We start from the raw sequence: 21,687 nt of genomic DNA on the forward strand, positions 1-21,687 counted from the left end.
CGCCATTAAGTAATAATCTATAACATTCTTTTTAAGTAAAATTATTAACTTTATTCAATCTCTATTTGGTACAATTCCTACTTTCATATAAAATTAGAGCTCTTGCTAACCTTAATAGCTACACATAATTTGGACTTTCTATGACTTCGGTAAAACAAACTCCTGCTCACCAAGCTGCTAAAACTATTAAAGAACGCTGTCCTACTTTTAAACCTACAATTGGCGTGGTTTTAGGTTCAGGCTTAGGAAGCTTTGCTGAACAATTAGAAAATGCCGTGACAATTAGCTATGATGACCTGCCGGGGTTTCCTAGGTTAACTGTTTATGGCCATAAAAGTAATTTAATATTAGGTTATTTAGGCAGCGTAGGCGTTGTATGTTTACAAGGCAGAGCGCATAGTTATGAAGGATTTGAGTACGAGATAGTTAGAACCTATGTAAGAACGTTGCGTTTATTAGGTTGCGATTATTTTTTAGCAACGAATGCTTCCGGTTCCTTACGTGAAGATGTAGGTCCAGGTGAATTAATGCTAATTACTGATCATATTAATATGCAACCTGGCAACCCGTTAGTTGGCCCGAATGATGATGAGTTTGGCCCCCGCTTCTTTCCTTTAGATAATGCTTATGATTTAAGTATGCGTGAGCGTTTATTAAATACCGCTCACCAAGAAGACATTACTCTACACCAAGGCGTTTATTTATCTGTTTTAGGTCCTAATTATGAAACGGCAGCTGAAATCAGGGCATTTAGAATTTTAGGAGCAGATGCTGTTGGGATGTCGACAGTACCTGAGGTTTTAGTAGCTAATCATTGTGGTATGAAAGTAGCTGTGATTGCGACTATTACAAATTATGCTACTGGTTTAACATTTTGTAGTCATAGTCATGAAGCAGTCGTATTAATGGCAACAAAAGCTGCTGAAAAACTGAATCATCTAGTTAAACAGTTTATTTTAAAGCTTGCTTAAATCTTACTATAAAAAATGCTTACCCCAATGGATAAGCATGAACTTACTAAATGGCTAAATACCTTCCTTTAGTTAAGTACTATTTCACTTTTTTCTTCTATATCAGTACCATTTTGAATAGCAGTGCGGTTACTAAACATTCTTTTAGGGTATTTTTTTTCTTCTATATCAGTGCCATTTTTAATATCTGTATGATTATCGAGCATAGTTTTAGGGAAATTTTTATCTTCTACATCAGTGCCATTTTGAATACCTGTATAGTTACTGAGCATTTCTTTAGGATAACTTTCCGTTAAACTGCTTTCAACTGTCATTATATCAGTTTGCATGCTTAGATTAACAACCTTTTTAATTTCTTGTTCATAAATATCCCAGGTAAATTGGCCAGGCTGATGTTGAATTGCTTGAATTGGCTTTTCTGCAGAATAAGCCTTATTCTTATCATACTCAACATCATAACTAACATCTTCTTCTGAATAACCAACTTTTTGTGTACCTTCAATCATTTTTTTTAAATCATTTTCACTATCATCAAGGATAAATACCTTATGGCCCCCCTTCTTTAAACACATTGCTACTTCATAATCTTTAGTATAGCTATCCAGTATTCTTATTTTACCAATTTCTTGTTCCGTGAAGCCATGATATTTGAATACGTTGACGATGTAATCCCATCGATTTCTTGTAACGATATTAATTTCAACATTATCTAACTTAAGCATTTCCCGAAAAAATTCAACAGCTGTTGCAGTCATTAATAAATCTGCATCAGGCATATTATAATTGATATCCTTACTATACTTACCAAATTTAACTTCAAATGCTTTTTGTACATCTTCTTGGCTTTTCATAGGATCATTTTTGTAATCATACTTATTAGGGTCAGAATTTAACAATTTCCTATAGAAGTCACTAAAAACAGCACCATTAATACCACCACCCGCTCTGCCTGTCACCGTACCATCAAAATCTGCAAAAATTATTACTTTAGGCATAAATCCACCAATTTGCTTAATTTTTAAACTATTATAAATGATTTAGATTAAATAAATATTAAGAACAACGACTAATTTTTATTACTCTCCCTAATTACAGCTACCTTTAATAACCTACAAACAAGTGTGAGAATTTTTACTGAACTTGACAAAGAAATAATGACGATAAATGCTTTTTATTAAAATGGAGCTACTTAAATGACTTAGCAATTAAACCCCAAAACAATACCTAACCACATTAAAAGGCCATACCAACCATTCCAAGAAAATGCACGTAAGCACCTTTGTGTATTACGATTTAATATTAACCACTGCTGGTAAAGTAAAATACAAGCACCTAAGGCCCAGATAAAAAAGAAAGCATTAGATAAATTAAGATAATTTGCTAACAAAATCCAAATAAAATGTAAAAAGAACTGTAATAATCCTATGATTAAACGATCAGAATTAGCAAATAAAATAGCGGTCGATTTTACGCCAATTTTTAAATCATCTTGCCGATCAACCATCGCATATTGGGTATCATAAGCTACTATCCAAGTATAGTTAATTAGCAGTAGATAAAATATACTTTTATCAAAAGGTGTATTAGAAGCAATAAATGCTATAGGAATCCCTAACGAAAATGCGATACCTAAAATGAGTTGTGGTCCCTCAATAAACCGCTTACAAAATGGATATACAAATGTTATAAAAAGCGCAAATAAAGCGTAATAAAAGCAATTAAAAGGTAAATTTAATAAAATAATTAATGATGCAGTCAGAAATAAGAACAATAAAAGAAACGCTTCTATAAGCGATACCTTCCCTGATGTAAGTGGCCTATCTTTCGTGCGCTCTACATGCAAATCGATATGGCGATCGGCTATATCATTAATAATACATCCCGCTGCCCGCATAAACACTGTACCTAAAAAAAATAAAATAATTAAAGATACAGGCGGTTTTCCTTGATTAGCAACCCATAATGCCCAAGCAGTAGGTGCCCAAAGCAGAAAAGTACCTACTGGTTTATGAAAACGTGCTAATCGATAATAGTTAGACCAATTCATTAGTTACCTTTAAGAGGTCTGGTAATAATATTTCAATTAAGTAAAATTGCGCTTGATTATTTATGGCAAACACAGCAAACCTGGCCCATAGCACGTCATTATCATAAATCAGAGGTTTTACCCAATAATATTCTATTGTTTCAGGTTTAATAGCATAAAATTTATGATAAAAACGAGATATTGATTTACTACTAAAAATAAGCTGTCCTAAATTTTCATGATTTAAACGGGCAAAAAAGTCTTCATAAGATTGATAAGTTGAAGCTGGAATAATTGTTCGCCCGTACCAACATTTTTTATTTTTCGCAGAAATTGTAATTTCTCGATGTATAACTGACTCACCCTCTTTAAGACCTAGAACATATTTATCCCACCAATTAACATAACACCAATGTTGTTTAAGTACTGTTAACTTAGGAGCTTCTCCTGTTAGGTTTTGTAAACGCTTAGTTAATGATTGCTCATAAGTAAGCCATGGAAGCAGAGATGAAGGGGGTATATCTTTGGACGCTATATCTTTGAAAATAAAGGACATGTTATTTTAAGTAAAATATAGTGAATACTAGTATAAGCTTTTTTACTTTCCAATGTTAGTTTTTATAACTAAATTTGCCTAAATATTAGTATTTTTAATTAATTTGAATTTTAACTATATTATTTTCTGCAGGTTGCAAGTACTTGAAAGTTATTTGCATCAATTTAAACTAACTACATAATCCTCTTGAAAGGCTTAAACGGCCACTCGCTGAAATATTGATTATACGTACATTATCGCCACGACATCCAGGCGCATTGACAGTCATCGCAAAAGCGCCGCTTGTAAGAAACCCACTACTATCAAAACTAACCAAAGCATTATTGGCAGTTATAGATAAATTCGTAGGTAAAGCTTCATGAATACGAATTATATCAGCTTGAGAATCAATACTATTATTGTTATTTGCATCAATAAAAATTAGCCAACCTTGAGTCCATTGTGCGGCATTACCACAGGCAGTTAGCGAAGAATTCGCTGCACAAACTACAACTCGGACACCCCGTCGGATTGATTCCATGCGCGCTAAATGTGCGGCTGCTGACATTTCATTTACAACAGATACTACTTTATTATTTTGGATGGTTGAATAATAACTAGGAACAGCTAACGCCAAAAAAATACCTGCCAGTACCATCGCTATTAAAAATTCGGTGAGAGTAAAACCAGCTATTTTTCTCACATTCCTTGCTCCTATTCTTCATCCTAATGATGAGTATAGATGATTTTATTCTAATAGAGATTATTTATAGCTGTTCACCTTTATAAAATGAACCTTTAATTACTCGTCATGTATATAGCAAAATCTATTAACAATTATTTTTTTAGACAAATTACCCTGAGTTTTAAGCAAAAAATGCCCGTTACAACTGGCATTTTTTAAATTTGGCGAAAAAATTAAATATTTTGAAGATTGAAAACCTTGCCAATTAACTTGAATCATATGAGAAGGCCATTGCCATATTTGTATAATTTTATCTTTTCCTGGCCTATGATTTTTATTATCAATAAATAGCACCAATCCTTGTGACCAATTTTGATTATCTAATGGGGCAAGGGTTAATATCACATTGCGAACAAAAGTCATAGTTTGCCCATATTGAACAGCATTTTTTAATTTGTCACTAACGATTTTTAACTGATTTTGCTCATATAATTGTTGGTGGTTAGGAATTGAAAATAATAATAAAAGGCTAACAATACTTATTACAATTAATAATTCTAGTAGCGTAAAACCGACTTTAAACTTCATTACTGCTTAATAACTCCTGGACTCCAAGTAAATCCATATATGCTTTCTTTTTGTCGCTTGGCTTCCGTAGCAAATAAGCAGGATGATAAGTCACCATAAAAGGAATATTCTTATAAGAGTGGACTGTATTTCGCATGCGATTAAGTGCTTGAAGTTCATTTAATAAAAATTGACCTGCAAAACGTCCTAATGCTAATAATAATTTAGGTGCTACCAGTTCAATTTGTTGTATGAGATAACCGCTACATTGCGAGATTTCCTCAGGGCGAGGGTCACGATTTTCAGGAGGACGACATTTTATAACATTGGCAATATAGACATCATCCTCAGTAAGACCAATACTTTTTAACATTTGATTTAATAGCACGCCCGCCCTACCTACAAAAGGGAGCCCTTGCTTATCTTCGTTAAAACCAGGTGCTTCACCTATGATCATCAATTTTGCAGATGGGTTACCGCGAGAAAATACTGTCTGAGTACGACTTTGATATAAAGTTGGGCATTTCGTACAATGAGCAACGGTATTTGCTAAATCAATCAATTTATTTGAACAATTTTTAGGTTGACGTGAAGCCCAAACATCTATGCCCATTTGTTGCAAATAATATACATGATCCTTCTTTGCCATAAGTGCTTTACAACAACCAAATAATTAACGTGAGCTCGACATGAAAGAGACGCAGGCTCTTTTGTGTCGCTAAACGAACGTTATCCCGTAAAATGCAAATCATTGGTACGGGATCCAGATTCAATAAACTCGACATGAAAGAGACGAAGTCTCTTGTATGTCAAATTAACGTTAAGTATATACCTTAATGAATCAATTGCCTAACCATACTCGATGATTGTTCATCAATAGAAGATGGACTATTTGTAGCTGCGTCATTTAAGGGTTCATTTGCTGCTACGATAGTAGGTAGAGGGTTACTCTTTTCCGGTGTTTTAAGTGAGTTACAAAAGGATACCAACGTAGACCATTCAATTTTTTCAAAATCTTTCACTATATGCTGGAGTTGACTACTCATTGAGTGCCATGTTCCATAGAAACTAGGATCGTAAAGTTTATCTTCAGTGCCTAGCAGGGATTCGAAAATGCCTAACCTCCGACATAATGTTTCTATATCAATAATTGCTGCTTTAAAATCAGAAAGTAAATGAATAAAAATGTTAATTAAAAGATGAGTTTCACCCTGTAACTTCTGAAGATAGGTAAGACATTCTAAAGGTTCTAGGCTAGAAAACGAGTGTCTTGCCCATTTAAATAATTTTAAATCAAAAGCATTATTAATAAAATTACATGGCAACTTTAAGAAAATTGGATATATCGCTGTAAATAGGATTCTGTTTATACTTAGGTCTTTAATTTCCATGGACGTATCAATTTTTTCAGCGATAATATCTTCTTCATTTTTATCTTGATTATTATCCTGTTTAACAAAATAACGGTTTCTAAGTTGATTGATATCAGACTCTTTTGCCCCTTCTAATAAACATAGATTTGCAAAATATTCGAACCAATCTTTATGGCCCCGATAACAAGCATAATACATTGCCTCAAAAACGCTCGTAAAAGTCGAAAATAAATATTCTTCATTTACTGCTGGTGCGTTTAAATCATCTTGCCTATAACGTGTATTAATATAATTTTTTGCTGCCTCATAGCCACTTTTAAATAATTTCACTTGACCTTGGGCATCCAAGTTAAATTGAGTAGAGCCAATGTCCGCCGACGAAATCAACACTATCTGATTACCGTAATTTCTTAATTTAATACGCTCGCGCTCCCATGCACTTACTGGATCTTTTACGCCTGTTAAAAGCCCATATATCCAATTTAAAATAAAATTTTCTCGATAAACTTGTGTAAAAAAGTTATCGACAATACCTCTTTCTTGACCACTATCAAACTGAAAAGCAATTAGGCTTAAGCTGTTATTATAAGGTGACTCTAAGAAGGTAGAATAATCATCATAAAAAACTTCCATCGGTAAATTATTTAAAATGCCGCCATCATTATATTTTTCTCCCTCAAAAATAGTCGGCTTAAAGATGACTGGAAAACTAGCAGAAATCGCGCAAGCTTCACTAATTTCTACCGTAGGAGTTAAACTAGCTGAGAAATATCGTGTTTCACGTTTTTCAATATTAGTCGCTGTAACAATTAATTCTTCACCTAGACTGCAATCAGGATATGCTTTCTTTAAATTTTTAAGGGATTCAAAAGTTATTTTGCCATTTTTAAAAACTTGAGTTGTTAAAAACTCCTTACCTTCATTAGTTTGATCTAAATTATATTGTTTAATAATTTCATTCACTTTTTTTAAAATCATAAAATCAAGGGCAGCCTTTAAAGCTCGTTTATCAGAGATGCCATAGCGATCAATATCATAAAAAACGAAGTGTTCTTGACGAAAATTTTTAAAGAATTCGAAAATTTCTTTTGATGAAAATCCCAAATAACAAAGCGTTGCCATAATTGCGCCAGCAGAACTTCCAGCAAATTTTTTATATTTAATCTTTGCATCTTCAAATGCTTTATAAGCACCAATATGGCCAAAAAATCTTACTCCGCCACCGCAATAAACACCAGTATCTAAATCAGGCCGTTTTTCAATAATTAAAATTTCGCCTGTATCAGGCCGGCGGTAAACTTGGACTGTATCTTTTTTTGTTAAAAGTTGATGCTTAGTAAAATTTTTCCGCTCTTGTTGTGGCTGTGTTGCCTTTTTTTCAACCGGCGGATTATTAATAAAATGAGATTTTAGCCATCGCCAAAAGCGTATGAGCCAAGGTAACGTAGTGATAAGGGACTGAACTTTACGATATTCCAGCATAGCTTGAATTCGCTGTACTGATGAATGGACATGAGTTGAAAAAGGATGAGGATTTAATGTTATGTTAATATAATCATGCGCTTTTAAGTCAGTGTTTATTAATTGCTTAACTAGAGCATCATTCAAAAAGACTCGTTTAGTATTACGTAAAGGCTTATCTTGATTATCGTTATCAAGATGATACTTATTATCAGTTTCTTTAGTTGCATTTAAATTAAAGCCAATAAGTAAACCATTTTCTCCTTCGGTTATTTCAATACTATTTAATTGATGCGCTTGCCCCAATTTGGATGAGCCCAAATGCCACTTATATGCTTTTTTACGATAAAATAATAAATTGGTTACTCTTCCCCACCAATTAAGGCCAACTTCTGCTGTATAACCACGATAATCATTAGTCTTTGCACCTACTAAAAAAGTACGTTGTGCATTCGGTAAATGAGCTGATAAAAACCAGTTTAAAAATTCCTCACGCGAAGGCTTACTTAAATGGGTAAAGTCAAAAATAAGCCGTTCATCATCAAATAAATAATCACTTAGAGAAAATTGTTTGTCCGGGGAAAGTCCATTTATCCTAAACCATCCATAATAGACACAAAGCAAGTATTTTTTTAATAAAATACTATTAGGACTGCCTTGACCGTTTTGACTCAATAGCTCGCTTAGTACCTTTCCTTTCTTCATAGCTTGCTCCCAATAGACTTTTTAAAAACTTACTGTCTTTAAAAAGGTCAGATCCATCTTTTGTGGTTACGCAAAGCTTATAATATTCTTGCTTCCAGCTAAGATCGTCTGACTACTTTATAGGAAAATTCATTATTTAAAGATAGTTTGAGTCAGCAAAATATTCCTTAATAAAACTTTAGTCCTTTTAATAACTAACATAATTTTTGATAGAAATGAATAGCTAACGATCAACTAATTAATAGTTAAAACAGCTATATTTGCTTAAAAAACGTTTAATTGGGTTAGTAATCAAGCCACTTACTTGATTTTAAAGATGCTTGTTAATAGAAAAATTTGAGTTAGCCAGATGACTTAAAATAATAAAAATTCTAAAATTAGTAATGAGTTACTAAGATAACAAATGACTATGCTTTAAAGTAAATCAAATTATGGTTATTAAACTAACTACTAAAGGATTTAATACAGTAAAAATAAATCTTGAATTTGAATTGATAGCTTAGGGAGCTTTTTTTGGACTTTCAAATATTGCAGCTTTTATTACACTTTCATCATTTTTAAAGATTATATCACCATTTCGATTATATAAAAAATAACATTGATTCGCTAAGGGTTCAAAATTTTTTTGAAGAAAGTCCAAAATATTTTTTTTAAGTGTATCTATATCAGTATTTTTAACTTCTAAAACATGGAAAAAATCTTTTTCTGGATAAGCATTTTTCCTGTCGTCGTAGATAAAAAATTTTGGATTCATTGCTCCTAATTTTTTAACTAATTCATTACCTGCATTAATAGCTGCGGTTAAGTTATTAAAAACTAGAGTATTTGTAACTTCTTCAGAAGCTGCACTTGAGTTTTTGAGAAGTTGAGTTGGTGGTTTGAGGCTGGACAAAACATTCTTTAGTGCAAGTCTAACCTGGAAACCCTGAAGCAATAAAAAAATATTAGATGCATTCATTTCATAAAGAAGATTTTCATCTGATACGGCCGCAAGTAATAGAAATAATGATGAAGCCTGACGATTTTTCCCATAAATTTGCGATTCATAAAATTTAACCATTATCACTTCCCGTGTATTTTTTGCACACATTGAAAATTTCTAATGTTAGTATAGACGATTATCACAAATATAATATTTATGAAATATAATAATAAATCCATTTATCTAATATGGGATTTGCAAGGTAAACATCAAAACAGGTATTGGGATTCTTTAATTGGTCCTGGCAATTAAGCTAGAGAATCAATAATTTTATTGATAGCTAATTGAGGATTTTTAGCCCGCGTAATCGGACGACCTATCACTAGATAATCACTGCCTAAATCTAAAGCTTCCTTAGGTGACATAATCCTTACTTGATCATCTGCATTATCTGTTGACAATCGGATACCAGGTGTAACAGATAGGAAAGAAGCGCCACAAAGCGCTTTTACTAACTGTACTTCGTGGGCTGAGCATACAACTCCATCAAGATCCGCTTGCTTTGCTAGTTTAGTTAAATGGCTAATTTGCTCTTCAAGAGAAGAATTAATTCCAATGGTTGATAATTCTTCGCTAGCCATACTCGTTAACACAGTTACCCCAATCAAGAGAGGCTTATGAGGGCCAAAAGGGATAAGTGCCTCTCGAGCAGCTTGCATCATTTTAAATCCGCCAGAGGTATGCACATTGATCATCCATACGCCAAGTTCAGCAGCTGCTTTACAAGCATGCGCTACGGTATTAGGGATATCATGAAATTTTAAATCCAGAAAAACATTATATTTTTTATTTACTAAAGTACGTACAAAATCAGGACCAAACAAAGTGAACATTTCACTGCCAATTTTTAAAGCGCACTCTTTAGGATTAAGTTCATTAATCAAGTTTAAAGCGTCATTTTGTTTAGAGAAATCTAAGGCTACAATAATTCTAGGGTTCATTTAACTTGTCACTCGTAAATCATTAAGACAATATTTGATAGCTTTTGCTATGGTTTGTTGTTCATCAAGACTTAAATAAGGATGCATAGGTAAACTTATTACCCTTTTACTTACACGCTCTGCATTTGGAAAGTCACCCTCCTGATAGCCTAAATAATCTAACGCCGGTTGGCAATGTAATGCTATAGGATAATGAACGGCAGTTGGAATACCTAAATTCTGTAATTGCGCCTGAAATTCATCTCGATGAGGCACCTCAATTGTATATTGTGCAAATACACTTTTATTAGCTGGTTGAATGTACGGTGTCTTTAATAGGTTTGCCAATAAATCGTTATAACGTTTAGCCACAGTACTACGTAAATTAATTTCATGAGAAAACAATTTCATCTTCTCTATTAAGACTGCTGCCTGTAAAGTATCCATACGTCCATTAAACCCAATACGTTTATGTTGATAACGTATCTCTTGACCATGGTTACGAATTTCTCTTAATTTAGCTGCAATATTATCATCATTGGTAAAACAAGCACCTGAATCACCATAACCACCCAGAGGTTTTGATGGAAAGAAACTTGTACAGCCTATTAGTGATAAAGCGCACGAATAATGGCCAAAATGAGTCGCTCCAAAACTCTGCGCGCCATCTTCGATAACAGGAATTTGATATTTACTTGCAATTGCATTAATAGCCGTCATATCAGCACATTGACCATATAAACTTACAGGCATAATAGCCTTTGTCTTGGGAGTAATAGCTGCTTCTATTCTATTAGGATCAATATTATAAGTAAGTGGATCAATATCCACAAAAACAGGTTTTGCCTGACATAATGCTATAACTTCTGCAGTAGCAAAAAAACTAAAGGGGCTAGTAATAATTTCATCGTCTGGTTTTATATCTAATGCTAACAACGCCATTAATAAAGCATCTGTACCACTTGAATTGGCAATAGCATGCTTTACACCAATAAAATCAGCTAATTTTTTTTCTAAACTTACAATTTCTGGTCCCATAACATACTGACCATGATTGAGTACATTTTGAATACTATTTAAGATATCCTTTTCGATTAACTTATATTGTTTTTTTAAATCGATAAATTGCATAAAATTCTCTAAAATTTAATAAATTTACTAGACTGTTCTGTAATTAATAAGTCGTATTAGTAAGTAATCAGCCCTTACCCCCGGCGGCTGTATTTGGCGCATCTTGCATGAAAAACAATTCATCACCAAGATAGTAATAATACCCCCATGATTTATTGCAAACTTTAAATTTTAAAAGATTAATTTAACCAGGGCCTATTCATTTTATATTACTTAAAGCCTCTTTCATGCCACGGCTTGTTCATAGCCCCCCCTAATTTATTGGGTAAGGCACGCAAATACATCACATAGAGCTTATAAAACCGTCGTCAATAGCCTAAACAAATAAAGTTAAATTAAATTTTTTAAAATGGATTAATAATTACTAATTCAATAAAAACGCCTAATCACCTTCTAACCCATATACGGGCTTCATTTTACCCCACTGTTTACAGCTTGGGCAATGCCAATGCAAATGCTTACCACCAAAACCACACTGCTCACAACGATATTTAGGTTTATTTTCTAAAAATTTACTGGTTATATTATATAAAATTTGTAATTTAGTTTTCACTTTACCGTGAGCACTTTCCAAATGCCAATAAATAAGGCGATTTAAACCTTTAATGGAAGGATAAGTACTTAATTTTTCTGATACAAAATCAATTGCTGTATCAATATTTTTCTCTTTTTGTAATTGGTCAGCTATAACAAAAATAGTTGACGCCCGTGGGTTTGTTACCAAGGTCTGTTGTAAATACTCAATACACTCGTCCATAGCTTCTAATTGACGATAACAAAAAACCAATGGTTCAATAATTTCCGTTAGAAAATCCGGATCCTGAACAGGCACACGTTTTAAAGAGCGGAGGGCTTGTTTATAGCGTGCATTTTTTATATCTAATGATGCTTGTAACAAGCTAGCACGAACGGATCTTTTATCTATATGCAGAGCTTGACGAGTCGCATTTTGTGCTTTATCAAGCAAATTAGCTTTTAATGCCTGTTCAGCAATCTCACAATAATAATGAGCTGCCTGATGATGTAAGCTTTGGCCAGTAGAACTTTCTAATTTTTGAATTATCTCTAACGCTTTTTCCCACGCTTTCTCTTGTTGATAGATAGCTAATAGGCCATGTAGACTATGAACTTCTTGATTACCACCTAATTTAACAGCCTCTAAAAAAATTCGCTCTGCTCTATCAAATACACCTGCACTCATATAATCTTGACCTAACGCTCTCAGCGCTTCCTTTCGCTCAGTAAGGCTTAATTGAGGTCTTGCAATCAGATTTTGATGGATGCGGATTGCCCTATCAACCTCTCCACGGCGTCTAAATAAACTGCCTAAGGCTAGATGAGTTTCAACTGTTTCACTATCGACATCGAGCAATTGAATAAATATATCTACAGCTTTATCGGGCTGTTCATTTAAAAGATAATTTAAACCAACAACATATTCTCGTGATAGATAATTACTATTTTTGGATCCCTTATGTGAATAATTACGGCTAGCAACCCACCAGCCTGATAACGCTGCAGCAGGTAACAGTAAAGGCCATAAGTTGATCATTGAAAGATTCCCTATCAGAATCAATAAGCGCAAGTTATTGTAATGCTAACTGAACCATTTTTGCTAGTACTATCTAATTTTAGAGATAAATTAATGTCCTAAAAAGTAATAAATTAAGAAAGTAAGCCCTATTTTGGCGGAGCATAAATTTTTTTCAACATGATCTAATTAAACCGCTTAGTGAAAGATTTAAGCACTTACCCTAAAAATATTAGTGTTGTATAGGGTAAGCAACCTATTTAAATCCTTTTTGGAGCTTAATATATCTTATGCTAGGGTTGATCCTTCAGAGGCATAGTCCTTAAATTTTTAATTTCCGTTTCTGTAATTTTTAATTGGTTCCTAATTTTAAAACATTCTATTTTAAGGCGCCAATAACGACCTAAAAAAATTAAAAACCCTAGAATAAGTCCAATGCCTAACGTTACAGCAATTAATACAGAAACTGGTAATGTTAACGTAGTGACATATAAATTTATTGGCACCGAAGCTGCATTTAAAGCAGCAAAGCTCACCCCTAGTATTATTAAAAATAAATATAATATTATCATTACAAGACGCATTGATTAATCCTTATGAGGAACGTAAAAATTTATCTGCTTAATCTAAAGCAGATTTAAACTTTAATATTAGAACCTGTAAAAAACGACCTTTTATCATATCCTAGAGCATTGCCGCGTGGGATAAATTTCCAAAGCCAATTACACCACTTTACCCCCCTGTCATCCCGCGCAGGCGGGGATCCATTCATTAATTAGCAATAAGCTAAATTTCACCTGGATTCCCGCCTGCGTGGGAACGACGTTGGCTTTATATAGGAATAGGACATCTATTATTTACGTCGTAATGCCACAGCCTAGCAACTCGAAGCCAAGTTCTAAAATAAAAATCTTTTAGGCATTAAATTTTGTTAACTTTAACAAATTTCAAGTTATAGATAACTTTAATTCAATTTATTAATTTAGAGAAAATAGGATACAAATTATTAATAATCTTCAGAAAATCCTCTCATATCAAATTTAATTTCTTCTAATAATATTATTGGTTTTAGTTAAATTTAGAAATAAAAAAAGCGTAGTTACCTACGCTTTTTTACAGTTATAAGAAATAACCTTTAGTTATTCTGCTTCTCTATGAGCCATTTTTTCCTTAAGCAAATCTCCTAAGGTAGTTGAAGCTACTTCACTACGAGAGTATTTTTTAATTGCTTCTGCTTGCTCATGAGCATCTTTTGCTTTCACTGAGAGTGAAATCGTACGATTTTTCTTATCGATATTAACGATTTTAGCCTCTAACTCGTCTCCTTCTTTAAAGAGAGAATTCGCATCTTCGACTCGATCTTCTGATAACTCAGTAGCCCGAATAGTTCCTATAACTTCCCGACCTAAGTCGACAGTTACAGTTTTTGGCTCAACGCTAAGTACTTTACCTTTAACGATCGCACCTTTACTATGCTCTTCAACAAAAGTAGCAAAAGAATCACCTTCAAGTTGCTTCAGGCCTAAAGAAATACGCTCTCTTTCAGGGTCAATAGCAAGAATGATTGCTTCAAGCTCTTGTCCTTTCTTAAATTGCTTGACCGCTTCCTCGCCTGGAATAGTCCAAGATATATCAGATAAGTGAACAAGACCATCAATATCACCTTCCAGCCCAATAAAGATTCCAAAATCAGTAATTGAGCGAATTTTGCCGGATACTTTTTGACCTTTATTATGTGTCTGAGCAAATTGATGCCAAGGATTACCTACACATTGCTTCATACCTAGAGAAATACGACGACGTTCTTCATCAATTTCGAGAACCATAACGTCGACCATATCGCCCATTGATACTACTTTGCTTGGATGAACATTTTTATTAGTCCAATCCATTTCAGACATATGAACTAAGCCTTCTACGCCTTCTTCTATTTCTACAAAACAGCCGTAATCAGTAATATTGGTTACTTTGCCTTTCATTTTCTTACCGACAGGATAACGCTCAACAAGGTCAACCCATGGATCATTACCAAGCTGCTTCATACCTAAAGAAACGCGATTACGTTCACTATCAAAACTTAAGACTTTTACTTTAACGTCTTGGCCTACAGTAAGCACTTCACTTGGATGTTTAACGCGTTTCCAAGAAATATCAGTAATATGTAATAGACCGTCAATACCACCTAAATCAATGAATGCACCATAATCAGTAAGGTTTTTAACGATACCATTTAGTATTTGTCCATCATGTAAAGAATCTAATAATGCTTGTCTATCAGCACTACTCTCTTCCTCTACTACAGCTCGACGTGAAACAACAATGTTGTTACGCTTTAAATCCATTTTTATTACTTTAAATTCAAGCTCTTTTCCTTCCAAATAAGAAGGATCACGTACAGGTCTGACATCAACTAAAGAACCGGGTAGGAATGCCCTTATCGAGCCAATTTCAACTGTAAAACCACCTTTAACCTTACCTGAAATTAAACCAGTTACAGTATCATTGTTTTCATGCGATTTCGATAATTTACGCCATGCTTCTTGGCGCTTCGCTTTTTCACGCGATAATAACGTCTCACCAAACCCATCTTCAACAGAATCTAGAGCAACTTCGACTGTGTCCCCAACATGGATTTCTAATTTACCATTTTTATCTTGAAACTCTTCTACAGCAACAATACCTTCAGATTTCAAGCCAGCATTTAAAGTTACATAATCATCATCGATATCAATAACTTTTGCGGTAATTATAGCGCCAGGGTAAAATTGAGCACCAGCGATGCTTTGCTCGAACAACTCTTTGAAACTTTCAGACATGTTAATTAACTCTCTAGTAAAAAAAATAGCCATGTGATATCCGGATCACAAAGCCTCCCAATAATTATTTATATTTCTCTTATACTTAAGTAAATTCATTTAACATTAATATAAAAGAACTTCAAACTGAATCAAATTTTGAACATTATTCAGAATTTAATTGCTTGTTCACTAATTTTAAAACATTATTGAACACTTGTACAATAGTTAAGCCAGTTGTATCAATAAGAATTGCATCTGCAGCAGGTGTTAAAGGCGCGTGTTGACGGCTTATATCACGCTCATCTCGCATAGTTAATTCATTGATGACCTCGGCGAGGCTAACATCAATTCCACTTTCTTTCAACTGTAAATATCGTCTATTTGCTCGAATTTCAGGTGTTGCATGTAAATAAATCTTAAGAAATGCATCTGGGAAAACAACTGTGCCCATATCTCGACCATCGGTAACAAGCCCTGGCGACTGAGCAAACGCCCGTTGTCGAGCTAATAAAGCTGTTCTAATCTCTGGTATAACAGCAATTTTTGAAGCATCTTGACCGCATTGCTCACTACGTATTTCCTTATAAACATCTCGTTTATCTAAAATAACTGTACATTTTAAATGGGGATCTGTTTCGAATTTTACATTTAAATTATGAGCAAGCTCCACCATACTAGGAACATCATTAAAATTTATCCCTTTTTGTCTAACAGCATAAGCAAGTACTCTATAAATTGAGCCACTATCTAGCACATTCCAGTTTAAATGATCAGCTAACATATAGCATAAAGTCCCTTTGCCAGTGCCGCTTGGCCCATCAATAGTAATGACAGGAATGACTTTATCTAGCTTCATCATACTGTTCCTCAATAGCTAAATGAATCATATTGGCCGTTTTTACAAAACTTGGAAATGAGGTAGCTACATTAGCACAATTTTTTATTATTACCTTATCTTTGGCAACAGCACCAGCTATAGAAAAAGCCATCGCTATGCGATGATCATGATAACTATCTATTTTACCACCCTTGATAGTACCGCCATTAATAAATACGCCGTCACTAAAAGTTTGTATTTCTATACCTAGACGCTGTAAACCATCAGCCATCGCACTAATTCTATCACTTTCCTTATTACGCAACTCCTTAGCACCATGCAATCTGGTTTGTCCTTTCGCACAAGCAGCCGCTATAAAAATAATGGGAAATTCGTCAATAGCGAGAGGAACTAAGTTAGAAGGAATATCAATCCCCTCTAAAGGCGCATAACGTACATGTAAATCAGCTACTAATTCCTCACCATAAAGTCGTTTATTTTTCAAATCTATATGAGCGCCCATCTGTTGTAGAATTTGAATTACGCCGGTACGAGTAGGATTAATACCAATATTTCTTATTAAGATATCTGAATCGGGAATCAAAGTGGCTGCAACAATAAAAAATGCTGCAGAAGAAATATCACCTGGGATAATAATATCTGTGCTAATGCACTCACCATCTGAGTTAATTATTATTTTATTTTCACACTTGCGAATAGGGTATGAGAACGTTGTTAACATTCGCTCAGTATGATCGCGGGTGAAACCTGGTTCTATAATAGTTGTATCACCAGACGCATATAAACCCGCTAACAATAATGCTGACTTAACTTGGGCACTTGCCTCTGGCATCTCATAAGTAATACCTACTAATTCCTTGCCACCTTTAATAAAAAGCGGCGGCTTGCCTTCAGTCGTATTAATATTAGCGCCCATCTGATTAAGGGGCCGGCTAACTCTTTCCATGGGTCTTTTAAGTAAACTTGCATCACCCGTTAATGAGCTATCAAATGGCTGCGCCGCCAGTAATCCTGCTAAAAGTCGTATGCTTGTCCCAGAGTTTCCACAATCAATAGTATCCGTAGGCGGCTGTAAACCATATTTACCTACGCCATGAATAATAACTCGTTGAGAAATAGGACCTTCAATAGAAACACCCATTAAACAGAAAGCTTTCAGTGTAGCTAGACAATCTTCTCCATCCAAAAAGCCATTTATCGTTGTGGTACCATGAGCAATAGCGCCAAGCATAATCGCCCGATGTGAAATTGACTTATCGCCAGGAACAGTTATATCTCCCAGCAATTTCTCAACTGGACTACTAATAAAATCAACTACATTCATAAACTCTGCCCCTTGGCAAAATCACTCATAAATTCAATTAAACGCTCAACACCTTCTAAGGGCATAGAATTATACATACTTGCTCGTAGGCCGCCTACAGTTCGATGCCCTCTTAACGCTAATAGCCCTCTCTCTGCAGCTTGAACAAGAAATTTTTCTTCAAGTTCCTTGTGAGACAAAGTAAAACAAATATTTAAAATCGAACGCGCATCTTTAGCAATTTTGCACTGATAAAAAGGATTATTATCAATATAGTTATAAAATTTTGCCGCTTTTTCGCAATTTTGCTTATAAAGTGCTTCAACGCCACCTTGGTCTTCAATCCACTTAAACATTTTCAAAGCTAGATAACAATTAAATGTCGGAGGGGTTGCATAAACTGATTTATTTTCAACATGAACTCGAAAATCGAGCATCGTTGGCAGCTTTTTATGCTTAATCTTTTCTACTAAATCTTGCCTTATAATTACAACTGTTAATCCAGAGTTAGCAATATTTTTCTGCGCGCCAGCAAAAATTAAACCATAATCATCAATATTTATAGGCTCTGCTAATAGGCATGAAGTCATATCGGCAATCAAAGGGATATTATTATGCTTAGGCGGTATTGGAAATCGTATACCATTAATTGTTTCATTAGGCGTATAGTAAATGTATGAAGTATTTTCTTTAAATTGCCATACAGGTTTCTTTGGTATAGATGTAAACCCATTAGGCTCACTAGAAGCAATCACATAAGCTTGCTTAAGCTTCTTAGTTTCTTCATAGGCCATAGTTGACCATATTCCCGTAAGAAAAAACCCTGCTTGCTCTCCTTTCTTTAGTAAATTCATAGGAATCATACTAAATTGGGTGCGTGCAGCTCCGCCTAAAAATAGAACATAATAGTTATATGGAATATTTAAAAGCCGACGCAAGCGATGCTCGGCTTCTTCTATAAGTGTGAGGAATTCATTAGTACGGTGGCCTATTTCCATGATAGACATGCCTGAACCATGCCAATTTAATAACTCTTGTTGAGCTTCAAGCAATATTTCGGTGGGCAACATCGCAGGGCCTGCACCAAAATTATAACCTCTATTCATTAGTCATTTCTTCAGTATCAACTAGCTCATCTTGTGTTTCATCAAGCTCAACAATACGCTGCATTCCTACAACTTGCTCGCCTGAATGAAGATTCATTAATCGTACGCCTTGAGTATTCCTACCGATTACTGATAATTCGTCAATTCTAAAACGGACTAAGGTGCCTTTATCCGTAATTAGCATTGCCTCGTCGCCTTCCTCCACTTGCAAGGCACGAACTACTTTGCCATTTCTTTCATTAACTTGAATAGAAATAACTCCTTGACCGCCTCGGCCAGAAACGCGATACTCAGCAATATCTGTTCGCTTACCATAGCCATTTTCCGTAGCCGTTAAAATAGTACCTTCAGATTTTGCGACTACCATAGAAATTACCGACTGATCGTCATGCAAGCGAATTCCTCTTACCCCACGCGCTGTTCTACCCATAGGTCTAACTAATTGTTCATCAAACCGGATAACTTTACCAGCATCAGTAAATAACATAATATCTCTGTTGCCATCGGTAATATCAACACCAACTAAGCAATCATCTTCAACCAAATCAACTGCAATAATCCCATTAGAACGTGGCCTACTAAAAGCGTTAAGCGGTACTTTCTTAACAGTACCATGCTTCGTTGTCATAAACACAAAGTAACCTTCATCATAACTTCTAACAGGTAACATTGCATTAATTGCCTCACCTGGTGCCAATGGCAAGATATTAATAATGGGTTTACCACGAGAAATTCGACTAGCTAACGGTAATTGATAGGCTTTTAACCAATAAAGCTTGCCATGATTGGAGAAACATAACAAGGTATCATGAGTACTAGCAATAATAAGTTTCTCAATGAAATCCTCATCTTTAACATTCGTTGCCGACTTACCTTTACCACCTCGCCGTTGCGCTTGATAAGCGGATAAAGGTTGATATTTTACATATCCCTCATGCGATAAAGTTACAACGACATCTTCTTCCGTGATTAGGTCTTCAATTGTTAAATCTTCTTGAGAGGCAATAACTTCTGTACGTCGATTATCGCCAAATTGGGTTTTAATATCGACAAACTCATCATGAATTACCTGTAATAATCTTTCAGGTGAGGCAAGTATATCGAGTAAATCCTTAATATGTTCTAAAAGTTGTTCAAATTCTTTAATAATCTTATCTTGTTCTAAAGCGGTTAAACGATGTAATCTCAACTCTAAAATTGCTTGCGCCTGTTCAGGTGAAAGCCGATAAACATCATCTATTAGACCATAGTCTGCAGAAAGATTATCTGGACGACATGCATCACTACCTGCAGCTTGCAACATACTTTTTACCAAGCCTGCACTCCAGGTTTTAGCAAGTAAACGCTCCTTAGCGTCTTGAGGCGTTGGTGATTCCTTTATTAATTCTATCATTTCATCAATATTAGCTAGAGCAATACCTAATCCCTCTAATAAGTGTGCTCTTTCACGTGCTTTTTTAAGTTCAAAAATAGTCCGTCTAGTAACTACTTCGCGACGGTGTTTGATAAAATGCTCTAATACCTGCTTTAAATTCAAAGTCCGGGGCTGCCCATCTACCAAAGCAACCATGTTAATACCAAACACATTTTGCATTTGCGTATGGGCATAAAGATTGTTTAGGATAACTTCTGCTACTTCACCGCGTTTTAATTCAATAACAACGCGCATCCCTTGCTTGTCGGATTCATCTCTTAAACCCGAAATACCTTCTATTTTCTTTTCCCGAACTAACTCAGCAATTTTCTCTACTAATCGTGCTTTATTTACTTGATAAGGAAGCTCGGTAATAATAATTGCTTGCTTGCTGCTATGAGAATCCGTTTCGATTTCTGTACGAGCCCTAATAAAAATTCGACCACGGCCTGTTTGGTAAGCTTGCACAATTCCTGCCCTACCATTAATAATGGCGGCTGTAGGAAAATCAGGTGCTGGAATATAATCCATTAATTCTTCAATCGTTAAACTAGGCTCTTTAATTAAGGCGATACAAGCATTAATGACTTCTGATAAGTTATGCGGTGGAATGTTAGTAGCCATTCCAACAGCAATACCCGAAGAACCATTGACTAATAAATTAGGCACCCGTGTTGGTAATACAGAGGGTGCGAATTCTGTTTCATCATAATTAGGAACAAAATCAACTGTATTTTTTTCTAAGTCTGCTAATAAGGCATGGGCAAGCTTTGACATGCGTATCTCGGTATAACGCATTGCTGCAGCTCTATCTCCGTCTACTGAACCGAAATTTCCCTGACCATCTATCAATAGATAACGCATAGAAAAGGGTTGAGCCATACGTACAATAGTGTCGTATACTGCCGTATCGCCATGTGGATGATATTTACCAATAACGTCTCCCACAACCCGCGCTGACTTCTTATATGCCTTGTTCCAGTCATTACCTAGTTCATTCATCGCAAATAAGACACGCCTATGAACGGGCTTTAATCCATCACGTACATCAGGCAAAGCACGACCTACAATGACACTCATTGCATAGTCAAGGTAGGACTGCTTCAATTCATCTTCAATATTTACTGATATAATTTCTCTGGCAGAATAAACCATGGCGAAGAAAGATCCTTATGCAATTTTTAGAAAATAAGAGCCTGTAAGGATACCATACAGATAGCTTAAATTGAATCAGGCAAAAACAGCTATTAAGACTTTATAACAAGAAAGCTTTTTCTTTTTATCTAATTATATTATTGTATCTAAAAAATTGATTTTGCGCTTATTTAATTTAAACATCTG

The 21,687-nt window shown here is 34.8% G+C and carries 18 protein-coding genes; 1 reads left to right on the forward strand and 17 read right to left on the reverse strand.

All coding sequences use genetic code 11. The annotated features are described in order from the left end of the window. The first annotated feature begins 140 nt into the window (after positions 1-140). Positions 141-971: a purine-nucleoside phosphorylase gene (locus E1P04_RS04010; RefSeq protein WP_131781643.1), complete on the forward strand. Its 831-nt coding sequence runs from the start codon at positions 141-143 to the stop codon at positions 969-971. Positions 972-1,039: 68 nt separating this feature from the next. Here the strand turns inward: E1P04_RS04010 and E1P04_RS04015 are convergent, their stop codons facing one another. From E1P04_RS04015 to gyrA, 17 genes are all read right to left on the reverse strand, one after another. Continuing rightward, positions 1,040-1,966 carry a hypothetical protein gene (locus E1P04_RS04015; protein ID WP_131781644.1) on the reverse strand — a complete coding sequence of 309 codons (927 nt, stop codon included), beginning with the start codon at positions 1,964-1,966 and terminating at the stop codon, positions 1,040-1,042. 203 nt (positions 1,967-2,169) lie between these two features. Continuing rightward, entirely contained in the window at positions 2,170-3,018 is an 849-nt protein-coding gene (locus E1P04_RS04020) for a 4-hydroxybenzoate octaprenyltransferase (protein WP_131781645.1), read from the reverse strand. Beyond that, on the reverse strand, positions 3,005-3,553 hold the full coding sequence (locus tag E1P04_RS04025; RefSeq protein ID WP_131781646.1) for a chorismate--pyruvate lyase family protein: 549 nt from the start codon (positions 3,551-3,553) through the stop codon (positions 3,005-3,007). The genes E1P04_RS04020 and E1P04_RS04025 overlap by 14 nt, the downstream gene beginning before the upstream one ends. A gap of 169 nt (positions 3,554-3,722) precedes the next feature. Then, positions 3,723-4,235: a GspH/FimT family pseudopilin gene (locus tag E1P04_RS04030; RefSeq protein ID WP_131781647.1), complete on the reverse strand. Its 513-nt coding sequence runs from the start codon at positions 4,233-4,235 to the stop codon at positions 3,723-3,725. A 99-nt stretch (positions 4,236-4,334) separates the two neighbouring features. Continuing rightward, on the reverse strand, positions 4,335-4,805 hold the full coding sequence (locus tag E1P04_RS04035; RefSeq protein ID WP_131781648.1) for a pilus assembly FimT family protein: 471 nt from the start codon (positions 4,803-4,805) through the stop codon (positions 4,335-4,337). Beyond that, positions 4,795-5,433, reverse strand: coding sequence for a uracil-DNA glycosylase (locus E1P04_RS04040; RefSeq protein WP_131781649.1), 639 nt, complete (start codon positions 5,431-5,433; stop codon positions 4,795-4,797). Before E1P04_RS04040 ends, E1P04_RS04035 begins: the two co-directional genes overlap by 11 nt. A gap of 184 nt (positions 5,434-5,617) precedes the next feature. Beyond that, positions 5,618-8,323 carry a Dot/Icm T4SS effector VpdC gene (gene vpdC, locus E1P04_RS04045; RefSeq protein ID WP_131781650.1) on the reverse strand — a complete coding sequence of 902 codons (2,706 nt, stop codon included), beginning with the start codon at positions 8,321-8,323 and terminating at the stop codon, positions 5,618-5,620. 499 nt (positions 8,324-8,822) lie between these two features. After that, a complete protein-coding gene (locus E1P04_RS04050) occupies positions 8,823-9,383 on the reverse strand; it encodes a hypothetical protein (protein ID WP_131781651.1) in 561 nt (186 codons plus the stop codon). Between the two features lie 170 nt (positions 9,384-9,553). After that, positions 9,554-10,246: an orotidine-5'-phosphate decarboxylase gene (pyrF, locus tag E1P04_RS17850; protein WP_131781652.1), complete on the reverse strand. Its 693-nt coding sequence runs from the start codon at positions 10,244-10,246 to the stop codon at positions 9,554-9,556. After that, entirely contained in the window at positions 10,247-11,356 is a 1,110-nt protein-coding gene (locus E1P04_RS17855) for a DegT/DnrJ/EryC1/StrS family aminotransferase (RefSeq protein WP_131781653.1), read from the reverse strand. 382 nt (positions 11,357-11,738) lie between these two features. Next, complete coding sequence (lapB, locus tag E1P04_RS04065; protein WP_131781654.1) at positions 11,739-12,908, reverse strand: lipopolysaccharide assembly protein LapB; 1,170 nt, start codon at positions 12,906-12,908, stop codon at positions 11,739-11,741. Between the two features lie 272 nt (positions 12,909-13,180). Continuing rightward, positions 13,181-13,471, reverse strand: a complete 291-nt coding sequence (locus tag E1P04_RS04070; protein ID WP_131781655.1) for a LapA family protein — start codon at positions 13,469-13,471, stop codon at positions 13,181-13,183. 555 nt (positions 13,472-14,026) lie between these two features. After that, positions 14,027-15,703, reverse strand: a complete 1,677-nt coding sequence (gene rpsA / locus E1P04_RS04075) for a 30S ribosomal protein S1 (protein WP_131781879.1) — start codon at positions 15,701-15,703, stop codon at positions 14,027-14,029. A gap of 145 nt (positions 15,704-15,848) precedes the next feature. Further along, on the reverse strand, positions 15,849-16,541 hold the full coding sequence (gene cmk / locus E1P04_RS04080; RefSeq protein ID WP_131781880.1) for a (d)CMP kinase: 693 nt from the start codon (positions 16,539-16,541) through the stop codon (positions 15,849-15,851). Next, the gene (aroA, locus tag E1P04_RS04085; RefSeq protein WP_131781656.1) at positions 16,528-17,847 is read right to left on the reverse strand and encodes a 3-phosphoshikimate 1-carboxyvinyltransferase; all 1,320 of its coding nucleotides are present in this window, start codon (positions 17,845-17,847) and stop codon (positions 16,528-16,530) included. The genes cmk and aroA overlap by 14 nt, the downstream gene beginning before the upstream one ends. Then, on the reverse strand, positions 17,844-18,932 hold the full coding sequence (serC, locus tag E1P04_RS04090) for a 3-phosphoserine/phosphohydroxythreonine transaminase (RefSeq protein WP_131781657.1): 1,089 nt from the start codon (positions 18,930-18,932) through the stop codon (positions 17,844-17,846). The genes aroA and serC overlap by 4 nt, the downstream gene beginning before the upstream one ends. Continuing rightward, complete coding sequence (gene gyrA, locus E1P04_RS04095; RefSeq protein ID WP_131781658.1) at positions 18,925-21,501, reverse strand: DNA gyrase subunit A; 2,577 nt, start codon at positions 21,499-21,501, stop codon at positions 18,925-18,927. Before gyrA ends, serC begins: the two co-directional genes overlap by 8 nt. Positions 21,502-21,687: the final 186 nt, after the last annotated feature.

The sequence above is a fragment of the Legionella gresilensis genome (genome assembly GCF_900639865.1).
GTDB lineage: Bacteria > Pseudomonadota > Gammaproteobacteria > Legionellales > Legionellaceae > Legionella_C > Legionella_C gresilensis.

Excerpts from the sequence above, each read along its gene's own strand:
- E1P04_RS04040 (WP_131781649.1), bottom strand. The coding sequence starts at position 5,433 with ATGGCAAAGAAGGATCATGTATATTATTTGCAACAAATGGGCATAGAT.
- pyrF (WP_131781652.1), bottom strand. The coding sequence starts at position 10,246 with ATGAACCCTAGAATTATTGTAGCCTTAGATTTCTCTAAACAAAATGAC.
- vpdC (WP_131781650.1), bottom strand. The coding sequence starts at position 8,323 with ATGAAGAAAGGAAAGGTACTAAGCGAGCTATTGAGTCAAAACGGTCAA.
- E1P04_RS04025 (WP_131781646.1), bottom strand. The coding sequence starts at position 3,553 with ATGTCCTTTATTTTCAAAGATATAGCGTCCAAAGATATACCCCCTTCA.
- E1P04_RS04015 (WP_131781644.1), bottom strand. The coding sequence starts at position 1,966 with ATGCCTAAAGTAATAATTTTTGCAGATTTTGATGGTACGGTGACAGGC.
- E1P04_RS04010 (WP_131781643.1), top strand. The coding sequence starts at position 141 with ATGACTTCGGTAAAACAAACTCCTGCTCACCAAGCTGCTAAAACTATT.
- aroA (WP_131781656.1), bottom strand. The coding sequence starts at position 17,847 with ATGAATGTAGTTGATTTTATTAGTAGTCCAGTTGAGAAATTGCTGGGA.
- cmk (WP_131781880.1), bottom strand. The coding sequence starts at position 16,541 with ATGAAGCTAGATAAAGTCATTCCTGTCATTACTATTGATGGGCCAAGC.
- lapB (WP_131781654.1), bottom strand. The coding sequence starts at position 12,908 with ATGATCAACTTATGGCCTTTACTGTTACCTGCTGCAGCGTTATCAGGC.
- gyrA (WP_131781658.1), bottom strand. The coding sequence starts at position 21,501 with ATGGTTTATTCTGCCAGAGAAATTATATCAGTAAATATTGAAGATGAA.
- E1P04_RS04035 (WP_131781648.1), bottom strand. The coding sequence starts at position 4,805 with ATGAAGTTTAAAGTCGGTTTTACGCTACTAGAATTATTAATTGTAATA.
- rpsA (WP_131781879.1), bottom strand. The coding sequence starts at position 15,703 with ATGTCTGAAAGTTTCAAAGAGTTGTTCGAGCAAAGCATCGCTGGTGCT.
- E1P04_RS17855 (WP_131781653.1), bottom strand. The coding sequence starts at position 11,356 with ATGCAATTTATCGATTTAAAAAAACAATATAAGTTAATCGAAAAGGAT.
- E1P04_RS04070 (WP_131781655.1), bottom strand. The coding sequence starts at position 13,471 with ATGCGTCTTGTAATGATAATATTATATTTATTTTTAATAATACTAGGG.
- serC (WP_131781657.1), bottom strand. The coding sequence starts at position 18,932 with ATGAATAGAGGTTATAATTTTGGTGCAGGCCCTGCGATGTTGCCCACC.
- E1P04_RS04050 (WP_131781651.1), bottom strand. The coding sequence starts at position 9,383 with ATGGTTAAATTTTATGAATCGCAAATTTATGGGAAAAATCGTCAGGCT.
- E1P04_RS04020 (WP_131781645.1), bottom strand. The coding sequence starts at position 3,018 with ATGAATTGGTCTAACTATTATCGATTAGCACGTTTTCATAAACCAGTA.